The 13,381-nt window shown below is 43.9% G+C and carries 12 protein-coding genes; 1 reads left to right on the forward strand and 11 read right to left on the reverse strand.

From position 1 onward, the window contains the following. Positions 1–143 precede the first annotated feature (143 nt). On the forward strand, positions 144–1,274 hold the full coding sequence (locus C0979_RS08375) for a uroporphyrinogen decarboxylase family protein (protein ID WP_101695531.1): 1,131 nt from the start codon (positions 144–146) through the stop codon (positions 1,272–1,274). Between the two features lie 124 nt (positions 1,275–1,398). Here C0979_RS08375 and C0979_RS08380 read toward each other — a convergent pair whose 3' ends face one another. The 11 genes from C0979_RS08380 to C0979_RS08430 all read right to left on the reverse strand — a co-directional run bounded on the left by C0979_RS08380 (position 1,399) and on the right by C0979_RS08430 (position 13,366). Beyond that, positions 1,399–2,247 (reverse strand): DUF368 domain-containing protein, encoded by an 849-nt coding sequence (locus C0979_RS08380; RefSeq protein ID WP_101695532.1) that lies wholly within the window; start codon positions 2,245–2,247, stop codon positions 1,399–1,401. 11 nt (positions 2,248–2,258) lie between these two features. Next, positions 2,259–3,314: a histidinol-phosphate transaminase gene (hisC, locus tag C0979_RS08385; RefSeq protein WP_101695533.1), complete on the reverse strand. Its 1,056-nt coding sequence runs from the start codon at positions 3,312–3,314 to the stop codon at positions 2,259–2,261. 22 nt (positions 3,315–3,336) lie between these two features. Then, a complete protein-coding gene (locus tag C0979_RS08390; protein ID WP_101695534.1) occupies positions 3,337–4,524 on the reverse strand; it encodes a pyridoxal phosphate-dependent aminotransferase in 1,188 nt (395 codons plus the stop codon). Positions 4,525–4,581: 57 nt separating this feature from the next. Beyond that, a complete protein-coding gene (locus C0979_RS08395; RefSeq protein WP_101695535.1) occupies positions 4,582–5,487 on the reverse strand; it encodes a DUF2156 domain-containing protein in 906 nt (301 codons plus the stop codon). A gap of 1 nt (position 5,488) precedes the next feature. Beyond that, on the reverse strand, positions 5,489–7,483 hold the full coding sequence (locus C0979_RS08400; protein WP_101695536.1) for a bifunctional metallophosphatase/5'-nucleotidase: 1,995 nt from the start codon (positions 7,481–7,483) through the stop codon (positions 5,489–5,491). Between the two features lie 236 nt (positions 7,484–7,719). Next, positions 7,720–8,790 (reverse strand): peptide chain release factor 1, encoded by a 1,071-nt coding sequence (gene prfA / locus C0979_RS08405; protein WP_101695537.1) that lies wholly within the window; start codon positions 8,788–8,790, stop codon positions 7,720–7,722. Between the two features lie 35 nt (positions 8,791–8,825). Further along, a complete protein-coding gene (prmC, locus tag C0979_RS08410) occupies positions 8,826–9,680 on the reverse strand; it encodes a peptide chain release factor N(5)-glutamine methyltransferase (RefSeq protein WP_101695538.1) in 855 nt (284 codons plus the stop codon). Then, positions 9,643–10,581: a DUF1385 domain-containing protein gene (locus C0979_RS08415; protein WP_101695539.1), complete on the reverse strand. Its 939-nt coding sequence runs from the start codon at positions 10,579–10,581 to the stop codon at positions 9,643–9,645. The genes prmC and C0979_RS08415 overlap by 38 nt, the downstream gene beginning before the upstream one ends. 67 nt (positions 10,582–10,648) lie before the next feature. Beyond that, on the reverse strand, positions 10,649–10,852 hold the full coding sequence (gene rpmE, locus C0979_RS08420) for a 50S ribosomal protein L31 (protein WP_101695540.1): 204 nt from the start codon (positions 10,850–10,852) through the stop codon (positions 10,649–10,651). A gap of 99 nt (positions 10,853–10,951) precedes the next feature. Continuing rightward, the gene (gene rho, locus C0979_RS08425) at positions 10,952–12,289 is read right to left on the reverse strand and encodes a transcription termination factor Rho (protein ID WP_173814509.1); all 1,338 of its coding nucleotides are present in this window, start codon (positions 12,287–12,289) and stop codon (positions 10,952–10,954) included. Positions 12,290–12,436: 147 nt separating this feature from the next. Then, positions 12,437–13,366: an ROK family glucokinase gene (locus tag C0979_RS08430; RefSeq protein WP_101695541.1), complete on the reverse strand. Its 930-nt coding sequence runs from the start codon at positions 13,364–13,366 to the stop codon at positions 12,437–12,439. Between the last annotated feature and the right edge of the window lie 15 nt (positions 13,367–13,381).

Consider the following 13,381-nt stretch of genomic DNA (forward strand, 5'->3'; position numbering starts at 1 on the left):
TAGAAAATCCTAAAAATCAATACGTTTCCATTTATTCGTTCTATCTATATATCCTTTCGATTATTCAAAAAAGCAATTAGACTTTCCTATCTTTCCCGCTATATACTTATTTTATTAATATCTACGATCTATAAGGAGAAACTATGACTTACGAAGAACTGAAAAAAGAAATGGAAAAATATCCAGACACCATGAATAACATGGAACGGATGAAACTTTACGCTGCGGGCATGGAAGTTGACCGTATTCCTTTTTCCCTCGCCGGAAACGACAGCTATGCCAGCGTCTATGGCTATACCCAAAAAGAATATCGAGAATCTCTGGATCTTCAATTTGATGTGGCAAACCGTGCAAAAGAAGACTTCTGCGGAAGCGGAATGTTTGCTTCCACTTCGCTAAACTTACGCGGTGTCGGCGAAGCTTTAGGATCAAAGGCTGTCTATCCAGATAACGACTTTGATCACCTGACAGACTTTATTTTAAAAGATTATTCCCAGTTAGATCAGCTCGTATTCGATCCAGAAACCAATCCATTTCTGCAGAAAAAAATCAGAACGGCCAAAGAAATACTAAACCGCCAAGGCGGAAAAGGCATGGTCATTACCGGAGGCGCCGGTCCTATGACAACAGCAATCTCTATTCGTGATGCTAACGATTTTATGCGCGACTTGGTAAAAGATCCCGAAAATGCAAAGCGACTGTTAGATTTTTCTGTAGACTGTACCTTAAAATGGATTCGCTATAATAAAGAACAATTTGATTCCATTGCGGTTTCTCTCGCAGATCCTGCAACAAGCACGAATCTGTTAAGCCCCAAACTCTATCAGAAATTTTCTAAGCCTGCCACCCATAAACTACTGCAGGGGATCAAGGAAATTACCGGTTCCATCCCAGGAATTCATATCTGCGGTCGTTCCAAAAGACTTTGGCCCGATCTAATCGACCTTGGTTTTCCATCCTTCAGTGTAGATAACTGCGAAGACCTCTCTGAGCTGAAAGAAACTGTTGGAAATTACATGAAAATTTCCGGTAATGTTCCTCCGGTCTCTGTACTGAAAAACGGAACCATCGACGACGTAATTGCCTCCGTAATTGACTGTCTAAAAAAAGGCAGTGATAATCCCATGGGCTTTAGCCTAGCCATTGGATGTCAGGTACCTATTGGAACTCCACGCGAAAATCTGGAAGCATATATTTACGCCGCTAGACGGTATGGACGAGGTGCAAAAAAAGGGCATCTCTGCCGCGGTTTGTACGAGGAAGGACTCGTTTAATAATTGTCGTACTCTATCTCCAAACATTTACAAAAAAAGAAGGCCATTTCCGTCTGAGCATTAAATTCACTCATCAGGAAATGGCCTATCAAACCAGTTTATTCTAGGTTTCTAGATCTTTAACCTACTCTTTTCCAAGCTTTCCTGCCACAATCCATCCAATTGCAAATGTAACCGCTCCTGTCAGAATTGCCACGATGGAAAATCCGGACCAGTCTGTCTTCCAAAGGATCGCAATCGGTGATGCTACAATCAGTCCGACAATCGCCCAATATGCATGAGTTTCTGCACGTTCAAAGATAAACTCAATAATCTTGGCGATCAGGAAGATTCCAATTACCACGCCAATTCCAAAAGGAATCAACACTAGCATATTGTCCATAATTCTTCCCATATCAAACGCTGTAAGAGCATCCACCGTATCATTGATACACTCTAAAATCGTATTGTAATATCCAAGAATCATCAGCATCATAGAACCGCTGACACCCGGAACCACCATAGTTGCTGCCGCAATCACGCCAACCCCGAACAATTTAATGACATTGATCAGGCTGAAACTTACGTCCGCTGCTACGCCTTCTGTCTCTCCCATAAGTGCCATTGCAACAACGATGGCAAAAAATACGAGGAACGCAACAATCATTCCCGGCTTTACTTTCTTTCCCTTCACATGTGTGCATATGAACGGAAGACTTCCAACGATCAGCCCGCAGAACAAGAGATTGGTCTGAATCGGAAACATTTCAAAACAGAATTCCAAAATCCTTGCCACTATCACCAGCGCTGCCCCAACACCGACAAAAATCGGAATCAGGAAACGAAGGCTTTCCTTAAATTCTTTCCTTAAATGGGTAATGGAATGAATCAGCTTATCATAGATTCCCATGGCAACCATCATCGTGCCGCCGCTGACTCCGGGAATAATATTTGCCACGCCAATGACAATTCCCTGCAAAAACTTCTTTAACATAAATCTCTCCTTTATTTCTTCATATAATCTTTCAAAAATGCAACGAACGCTTCCATCTCTTCTCTCGTTCCAATCGTAACTCGTAGGTATTGTTCAATCCTCTTACTATTCCAATGCCGCACATAGATGTCATGTGCTTTCAACGCCTCAAACAACTCCTGGGCATCGTATTCCTGGTGGGTGATAAATAGGAAATTCGCGCCAGAATCGGTCATCTGAAATCCCAGCTTTCTTAATTCCCCTGCCGTCCATGTCCGGGTTTCTATTAATTTGCGAATGCATTCCTCAAAATATGCCCGGTCTTTCAACGCCTCCACACCGCAGATCAAAGACGTCTGATTCATCGTGTAGGAATTAAAAGAATACTTAGCATCATTCAGATACCGGATCAACAAAGGATTACTAATCGCATATCCAATCCGCATTCCTGCCATAGAACGCGCTTTGGAGAAGGTCTGAACTACAATCAAATTATCATATCTGTCAATCAATTCCAGCGCAGAACGCCCTGCGAAATCCACATATGCCTCATCCACAATAACAATGACATCCTGATTACGGCGGATAATCTCCTCCACCGTGTCCAAGCTTTCATAAATGGCCGTCGGCGCATTAGGATTCGGGAAAATAATACCGCCATTTTCCTGAAAATAGTCTTCCTTCACCAGTCGGAAATTTTCATCAAGTTCAGGACAACTATAAGGAATCCGATACAAATCCGCCCACACCTTATAAAAGGAATAGGTAATGTCCGGGAACAAAATCGGCTTTTCTGAATTAAAAAATGTCAGAAAGCACATAGCCAGAACATCATCCGAACCAACCCCTACAAATACCTGATCCTCCGCCACACCATAAAACTCTGCCAATTCTTTGACCAGTCCTGAACAAGCAGGATCCGGATATCTGCGGAATGCGTCAGTATCCATCCCACGCAGTACTTTGGCAACATTAGGCGCCGGAGGATAGGGATTCTCATTCGTATTCAGCTTCATTACTTTGCGCTGCGGCTGCTCCCCTGGCACATAAGGTTCTACTTTCCGAATATTTTTTTCAAATGCTTTCATAATCCATCCTCTTCTATGTATGTTAGAAATACTCTTTCGCCAATTCCTTAAACTTTGGAAGGGCATTGACAATCGTCTCATAGGATACACAGTATGCAAGTCTTACATATCCCGGACACGCAAAAGAGCTTCCTGGTACCATCAAAATATTGTACTTTTTGCCTGCCTCACAGAATGCCTTTTCATCTTCTACCGGGGATTTTACAAACAGGTAGAATGCACCTTCTGGTTTGATACATTCAAATCCGCAGTCCCGAAGTCCAGCGTAAAGAGTCTCTCTGTTACGGTCATAATAAGAAATATCTGTCTTTTCATTCAGACATTTTGCAACCACCTTCTGCTGCAGCGTTGGCGCATTGACAAAGCCTAAGATCCTAGTTGCCACATTTGCCGCCGACCGAAGGTCTTCACTGTCTGCCACCTCATCTGGAATTACCAGATAGCCGATTCGTTCTCCCGGAAGGGACAATGATTTACTGTAAGAATATCCTACGACTGTGTTCGCATAATACTTAGTCAGATACGGAACTTCCACACCATCATATACCAGCTCCCGATACGGCTCATCAGAAATCAGATAGATTTCTGTTCCATATTCCTTCTGCTTTGCTTCCATAATTGCCGCCATCTTCTGAATGGTCTCTTCTGAATACACTACGCCTGTTGGATTATTTGGTGTATTTACGATCACCGCCTTGGTCTTTGGCGTAATCTTCTGCTCAAATTCATTAAGCTTCGGCTGGAAAGTATCTGTATCCGGTGAAATCTCCACCAGCACACCATCGTAGTTGCTGGTGTAAGAGCGGTATTCGCCGAAATAAGGAGCAAATACAATGACTTCATCACCCGGATTGATCAGACTCTTTAAAATCACATTTAAGCCGCCTGCCGCACCTACCGTCATTACAATATTCTTCCCTTCAAATGATGTCCCAAAACGATCATTTAAGGACGTTACAACGGCTTCTCTGACATCTGCATATCCACTGTTACTATTGGTATATCCATGAAGCACAACCGGATCGCTTCCCTCCAGTAATTCAAAGATTGCTTTTTTTACTGCCTCCGGCGCCGGTACATTCGGATTCCCCAGGCTGAAATCAAAAACATTTTCTGCCCCGTAAATTCCCGCAAGACGGTTTCCTTCTTCAAACATCGCTCGGATTGCAGAACTATTTGCTACCATATGTTTCATTTTCTTTGCTATCATATGCGTATTTCCTCCTTCTTTTTCTCTGTATCGATTATCAAAATGCTTCTTTATGTTCTACTTACGCTCTGTAACAGCGCCTTTTTCCACTAAGAATACCGGACGATAGGAAAGCTTTGCCTTCCGAAGTCCTTCTGCCCCGGTATCCTCCTCCCGGTTCACGTACTGGTAATTCTGGCACTCATGTTCCACGAACTGCTGATTGATCATTGGGTAGGCCCCCTGAATATCTGCATATGCCTTCTCAATATGAACTACAAAGGTATCAGAGCAGACCGGTTCTCCCAGCGTAAAGGCCACGACTTCTCCGTCTACTCTAAGAACTCCGCCTTTTAGCTCCAGCTCTTCAAATAAGCGCAGAGCATTTAAGGTTACACAGATTTCACCACGTTTTTCCGGATCCTCTTCACATCCATTCTCATTTCTCCAGCGAAGCGCCATTTGGAAACAGTCTTCCAGATTATCCTTTGTCATGCTTTCATAAACCCAACGCCCCTCATAATTAGCCTTGAACTTGTTGATATGATTTCGCTTTCCATGAAGCTTTTTCCCAGACAACGTAGCAAGCTTCTCGGCTTCATAGACGTAATCTGCCAGATCTCTGTTATATTCAATCTGGAAGCGCCCCGGATACCATTCTTCCAACTGCGCAAACTGATCCGGCGTTACATTGTACATAGAAAATGGACACCCATGCTCTTTGCTGTATTCCATCAGTATTTCCAGAACTTTTTTAACCTTATCCGGTTCTCCTGCCGGATAAGCAAATGAAAGATGCTCTTCATTCTCGCTTTTAAAAACCAGAACGTCTTCGATCACTGCCCATTTCACCGGGTACTGTCTGGACCAGAGATAAACATTAACGAACGTCCGCTCACAGCTTCGACTGGTATGATGATTCAGATATTCTGATATCATTTCTTTATCTTCTAATTCTGCGCGTTTAAACTGTATTTTTTCCATATTATCCCTTCTTTGATTTTTGATTTCCGTGTTTTCGTTTTCTTCTTCTCATCACCAGGCGCACAATTCCCACAACCAGGAGAATCAGCGCCAGGATCACTCCATAAAGGATCCATGCAAATTTATTTGGATGCTTCAAAAGATCTATAATATTGCGGCTGTCATCCATTTCTTTTCTTCCTTCTGCTTTCTCATAATAAGAAGGAACTTCTGAAATTCCTTCTTCATTTGGCTGGAAGGATTCCAGGTAAGACGCCAGTGCATACCATTCCTTGACTTCTGCCCCATTCTGATCATGGATAATGTGATCCTCAAAATCAGTAATCACTTCTCCATTTTTATCCTTTGGCGTAATCTTAAGAAGTCCCATGGAACTATCCTCTACTGCCCCCAGCATCTGTGCAGAGTAAAGGCCTGCCACTACACGGTATAGCTGATCATCTTTGACCTCTTCCGTTTTCTTTTCTTCCGTATATGGTACATTCGTCACCAATTCTACATCCGTTACGCGGTTTAACAGCATCCGATTCGGATTATAAGTCCAGCGCAGTCCACTTGGATACAGCTGAGCCGTCGTCATAATCGGCGAGATGGACACGTCAATCTCAGCGGCCGTCTTCAGTTCTTCTCCTGTCAGATATACGCTTACCAGAGGATATCCTGGGATCCGGTCTGCTCCGATTCCCAGAGAACTGACGTTGAATGCATCTGCCACCGTCACCTCCCCTTTCTGGAAGGTATCTCTGATCACACCGGAAGGCGATACGGTAACATCCACCTTCTCGTAATCCTCTCCCTCTGCCTGCTGCACTGCATAAACATACGAATCTGCAATCAGACTTCCCAGCGGATCTTCTTCATGTTCCAGTGCAAATTCATCCATCTGCGTAAAGGACACCGGATTTTCTGCCAGCACCTGATCAAAGGTATACCCAAACTGTTTCAGATACTCTTCATTCACCTCCTGCTTATACTTCTCAAGCTGAGCAGTTACTTCCGTATCTTCTTCCACTTTTTCATCTAATGGATTCAAGTGGTACTTCTCAAGCTCCCATCTGCCATCTTCTTTCTGCGTCAGTTGAAGCTCTCCTAAGTTCTCGCAGTAAGACCCTGCTGATACAATATAAGTATCTCCATGACGTATCACCTCATCAAGCTTTGTATGGGTATGTCCGCTGATAATCACGTCAATCTCAGGAACCTCTTTGGCAAGAATCTCATCTTCTGATTTTTCTTTCTTTTCACTGGTTCCACTGTGAGATAAACAAACGATCAGATCTGCCTTTTCTTTCCTTAGCTTCTCTGTCATCTCCTTTGATATCTCTACAATATCTTCAAATTCTAAACCGCTTTCCGGCGCACATTCTTCTGCATCCTGACCCAGAATTCCATAGACACCCACTCGAATTCCATCCCGCTCAATTACAGTATAAGGTGTGCTTCCGTACTCATCCAATGCAGCTTTAACTTTCTTGTTATCTTCTGAATTGTTTTTTTCCCAATCAATATTTGCACTGACCAGCGCTGGAAGATGAAGCTTCTCATCTTCCGATGCATTTTCTACTGCTGAATGCAGCATATTTGCCACACCTTCACTGCGGTAATCAAATTCATGATTTCCCAAGGTTACGGCATCGTACCCCAGTCTCCCCATCATGGTTAATTCCGGGGCTTCCGTCTCATAGATGGTCTGGTAGAGTGTTCCCATAGCGAAATCCCCTCCATCCACCAGAAAAGTAGCCGGATGCTCTGCACGCTTCTTATCAAGCATGGTTTTTAATTTTGCAAATCCACCGATTCGAACAGTCTGTTCCTCTTTTTTTGCCTTATATGCATCCAAATGGGAATGCATATCATGTGTAAACAGAATCTGCACTTCTTTTCCTTCTTCCTGTTTTCCCTTACTTCCTTCGTCCGCCACTGCAGATGCTACGCACAAGGAACACTGCATCATAACAACCAGCATGGCGGCCATCATTCTTTTTCTAAAATTCATCGTTGTTCTCCCCATTTTTCACGAACGCCATCACATCAGATGACTCTGAAACTATAGCACGAACGCCATCACATCAGATGGCTCGAAAGCTATAGCACGAACGCCATCACATCAGATGGCTCAAAAGAGCCATCTGATGTGATGTTCGTTTGACTCACATGCCAGTGTAAACAGTGTCAGGACGATTGCAAATGAATTTGCCTCGTCCTGACACTGTTTACACTGGCGCGTTCGTGCTATTCGTTCATATTTGCCAGCTTGGCTGCCTGGTCGGCAGCGATACAAGCGTCAATGATCTCCTGAATATCGCCATTCATAATCTTATCTAATTTGTATAAGGTCAGTCCAATCCGGTGATCCGTTACACGTCCCTGCGGGAAATTGTAGGTACGGATTTTTTCAGAACGGTCTCCTGTACCGATCTGACTCTTTCTGGCCTCTGCTTCTGCATCATGGCGCTTCTGACACTCTAGGTCATACAGTTTTGCCCGCAAAAGCGCAAATGCTTTTTCTTTATTCTGAAGCTGTGACTTCTCTGTCTGGCTGTAAATGACAATGCCCGTCGGATAGTGTGTCAGACGCACTGCAGAATCTGTTGTATTGACGCACTGTCCTCCGTTACCGGACGCACGCATGACATCGATACGAATGTCTTTTTCATCAATCTGAACATCCACATCCTCTGCTTCCGGCATTACTGCAACCGTAATCGTAGACGTATGAATTCGTCCTCCAGATTCTGTCTCAGGCACACGCTGCACACGATGAACACCAGACTCATATTTCATTACAGAGTATGCCCCCTGACCATTGATCATAAACGTCACGTTTTTCATTCCGCCGATTCCGATCTCTTCACACTCTACCAACTCTACCTTCCAGCGTCTGCTTTCTGCGTAGTGCAGATACATTCTGTATATTTCTGCTGCAAACAAAGCCGCCTCATCCCCGCCGGCTCCGGCACGGATCTCAACCACGACGTTCTTATCATCGTTCGGATCCTTTGGAAGAAGCAGAATCTTCAGTTCATGTTCTAATTCTTCTACTCTTGCTTTGGATGTATTCAATTCTTCCTTTGCAAGCTCCCGCATCTCTTCATCTGACTCTTCGTCCAGCATCTGAAGGCTGTCCTCGATTGCCTGCTTACATTCTTTGTATTCTTTATATGCTTCTACAATAGGGGTCAGTTCATTCTGCTCTTTCATCAGTTTGCGAAACCGGTTCTGGTCATTTGCAACGTCCGGTTCCTGCAGCTCACTTAAGATTTCTTCCAGTCGAACGAGCAGATCCTCTAATTTGTCAAACATCTTATTTCCTCCTCAATCATATACTCTTTCAAGCACTATTCTTTATTGTACATGCCCATGACCACTCGGTCAAGTCCTGCCAGATCCTTTTTTACCATTATCTGGCTATATCCGGCCTCTTCCATAAGTCCTGCCACTGCTTTGCCCTGATCATGTCCGATCTCGAACAGCAGTCTTCCTCCCAGCCTTAAATATCTGGTACTTTCCTTGATTATTTTTCGATAAAAGTAAAGACCGTCCGCCTTTCCATCCAGCGCAATCATAGGATCGAAAAGACGCACTTCCGCCTGCAGCTTCTCAATTTCCTCCGTTGGAATATACGGGGGATTGGAAACAATCATATCATAATTCCCCGTAATCTCGGAAAACAAATCACTGTGTACAAGGCATACCCCCGGTACATCCAAGCGCTTTGCATTCTCCTTTGCCACTTTTAACGCCTGATCCGAAATATCACACCCTGTCCCCGCCACTTCCGGGAACAACTTTAGAAGGCTTAAAAGGATGCAGCCAGATCCGGTACATACATCGAGAAGTCTCATCCCCGGCTTCAGATATTTGGATGCTTCTTCTACTAGAATTTCCGTATCCTGCCTTGGGATCAGCACATGCTCGTTGACGAAAAAGGGATATCCCATAAAGTACTGTTCCCCAGTCAAATGTTGAAGCGGAATTCTCTGCTGCCTGCGGGCAATCAACTCCTGATACTTTTCTTCCTGATCTTCATCCATTTCCTGATCCGGATGTCCCAGATAATAAGCTCTGCTTACACCAGTCACATGTTCCAACAGGTACCATGCATCCAGCTTCGCGTCTGGAACTCCTGCTTCCTGAAGCTTCCTGGTACCTTCTCTATAGCTCTTCTCCAACGTGAAAATTTTCTGCCTCATAAGTTCTCCAATCAAATACTGCTTCTACTGCCTGAATCGCAACCTCAATCATACTATCATCCGGTTCTTTGGTCGTTATCTTCTGGATCGCAAGACCTGGTTTGCTAAAAAAATTAATCACTGCATTATCACTTCTGCCTGCCAGCTTCAGAACTTCATAAGAAATTCCCGCAATCACCGGGAGAAGCGCAATCCTTACAACAACCCTCATAAGAGGGGATTCCACCTGAACGATCATCAACAAAAGGATACTGATCGCCAATACGAAAAACAGGAAGCTCGTTCCGCAGCGCTTGTGCTGTCTGGAACTGATCCGGACATTTTCTACCGTAAGCGGGAGGCCATGCTCAATACAATTGATACATTTATGCTCGGCTCCGTGATACATAAATGTCCGCTGAATATCTTCCATTCTGGAAATCAACAATACATACAAAATAAAAATTGTAATCCGAACAAACCCTTCTATCACTGTTCTTGTCTGATAAGATGGGATCAGTGGCTTCAGCAGGGATGACAAAATGTAAGGCAAAACCATAAAAATCGCCACAGCAGCCACAATGGAAAATGCCACAGCACCTCCCATCATCCATTTTTCCTTCTTTTCCTTTTTTGCCGTCTCTTCTTCTGTCAGTTCCTTTTCCTCTTCTTCCTCATCATAGAAACTGGCAGAGTACGTCAGCGTCTTAATTCCGAGCACCATCGAATCCACAAAATTAAACATTCCCCGGACAAAAGGAATTTTGGTAAGCCCCTCCAGTTTCCCGGTAATACTTCGATAAGTATTCTTCGTTACACAGATCTCTCCGTCCGGTTTTCTGACTGCCACGGAATATTCATTTCCATGCTTCATCATAATTCCTTCCAGTACCGCCTGACCGCCTATATTTGATGATTTCATATCCTACTCCTTGTGAATACAAAGAGGGTTGAGATTATACAACCTCAACCCCCGGTACTTGCAAAACTTATTTACCCATTCCGTATTTCTTATTGAACTTATCAACACGACCACGAGCCTGAGCTGCTTTCTGCTGTCCTGTGTAGAATGGATGACACTTAGAACAGATTTCCACGTGGATATCCTCGTTTGTAGAACCTGTTACGAATGTGTTCCCACAGTTGCATGTTACAGTTGCCTGATAGTAATTTGGATGTATTCCTTCTTTCATGATTTTCACCTCTTCTTTATTTAGTCGCACGCATGGAGCGCAATAAATTTTTCGTTTTCTAAACAGCTTTGTTATTGTAACACAAAAAACGTACCTTGTCTAGATGCATTTTGTCTTTTTTACTAACTGAATCAGTTCTGTATTGTTCTTGGTTCTGCTGAACATATTCAGAATGTTGTCCACCGCTTCTTCCGAACGCATTCCATTGAGTGCACGCCGCATATGATCCACGGCCTCCTGCTCATCTTTTGTAAGCAGAAGATCTTCTCTTCTTGTTCCTGACTTCGGAATATCAATAGCCGGAAATACCCGTTTCTCTGACAGCTTCCGATCCAGTACAAGCTCCATATTACCGGTTCCCTTAAACTCCTCATAAATCACATCATCCATCTTGCTTCCGGTATCTACCAACGCAGATGCAAGGATGGTCAGGCTTCCGCCTCCGCGCATATTTCTCGCTGCACCAAAGAATCGCTTCGGCATATGAAGCGCTGCCGGATCAAGACCACCGGAGAGCGTTCTTCCTGACGGCGGAACGGTCAGGTTATAAGCTCTTGCCAGTCTGGTAATGCTATCGAGCAGAATCATTACATCTTTCTTATGTTCCACTAGGCGTTTTGCACGCTCAATCACCATCTCCGATACTCTTTTATGATGTTCCGGCAATTCATCAAAGGTAGAATAGATTACTTCTACATTCTCTCCTTCAATGGTCTCTTTTATATCTGTCACCTCTTCCGGTCGCTCATCAATCAGCAGAATCAACAGGTGAATCTCCGGATTGTTCTTTCTTACCGACAGTGCAATCTGTTTTAACAGCGTCGTCTTACCTGCCTTCGGCGGAGATACGATCATACCTCTCTGTCCCTTTCCTATCGGAGACAGCAGATCTACAATCCGCATAGCGGTACTTGTCCTGCCGCATTCCATCCGAAGTCTCTCATCCGGGAAAATTGGTGTCATATCTTCAAAGTTCTTCCGATGCATCACTTTCATCGGATCTTCATCGTTGATCTTTGTCAGGTATAACAATGCGCTGAACTTCTCCTGCTGTGTCTTGATTCTGGTATTTCCTTTCAGAATATCTCCAGTCTTCAGATTGAATTTGCGAATCTGCGACGGTGATACATAGACATCATTATCTCCCGGAAGATAGTTCGCGCTTCGGATAAATCCATATCCATCCGGCAGAACCTCCAGAATTCCTTCTACTACAATTCCGCTGTCCAATTTATCAATATCGTGAAGTTCTTTGTCACCGGTATTGGCCGATAATTCTTTTACCTTGTCCCTTGCCGACTGCTTTTCCTTCTCGTCTTCTGCAAGCATAAGTTCAACCAACTCCGCCTTTTTCATGGTGGATATTCCTTTCAAACCTCTTGCCTTCCCCAACTCTTTTAAGGTTGCCAAAGGAAGGGATTCATACTTTTCTCTCATCATATTTTTGTGACCTTTCATATTATATTATCATCATTAACGGGAATTTCAGCCTGATTCAGCCTGAATTGAACTATATTATTCTATATTATACTATAGTCCTTCCAATTTTGAAAGTATTTTTTATGATGAGAACCTTTCTGCTTTTTATAAAATCAGCTTTGCAGCCCCACAGATTCCCGCATCATTTCCCAGCGTAGCTAATACGAATTTCGTTCCTTCATTGGCGAAAAATTCTCTTTCTTTAAAAGCTTTTTCTACATATTTCAGAAGAATCTCTCCCGCTTTTGATACGCCGCCGCCAATTACAATCACAGACGGATCTACAATCACGGCCACATTAGCCATCGCGTGACCTAAGTACTGTCCGAATTCTTTCACGATCTCTTCTGCAACAACGTCTCCTTCTTTCAACGCATCAAAAACCGCTTTGGCGCTTACTTCACCTTCTCTTAAAAAAGACGGCGATTCATCTTTTGCAAGACGTTCCTTGGCAAATCTTACGATACCCGTAGCTGATGCATACTGCTCCAGACAGCCCTTTTTCCCACAGCCGCAGGAAATCGTCTCCTTCTCATTTACACAGATATGACCGATCTCGCCTCCTGCACCATGTGCTCCTACGACTGGTTTGCCATTAATGATAACACCGCCGCCAACACCGGTTCCCAGCGTTACCATCACCATATTCTTCTGACCCTTTCCAGCTCCCAGCCACATCTCACCAAGCGCAGCTACATTGGCATCATTGCCAACCTTCACCCTTTGGCCGGTCAGTTCTTCCAGTTCTTTTTTCACTTCTTTATATCCCCAGCCAAGATTTGCTGTGTTTTTTACAATTCCGTCACTTCCTACCGGTGCCGGCACCCCCACTCCGATTCCGGACATCTGCAGCTCCTTGATCTTCTTTTCTTCCATCTTCTCCTGCAAAGATCTGGCAATGTCAGGCAGAATTGCCTCGCCGCCATTTTCGGTACGGGTTTTTATTTCCCATTTATCCAACAGATCCCCTTCTGTTGTAAACAGCCCCATCTTTACCGTTGTTCCTCCAATATCAACACCAAAACAATATTTCATCTTTTTCTTCTCCTT

Source organism: Dorea phocaeensis (assembly GCF_900240315.1).
GTDB lineage: Bacteria > Bacillota > Clostridia > Lachnospirales > Lachnospiraceae > Dorea_B > Dorea_B phocaeensis.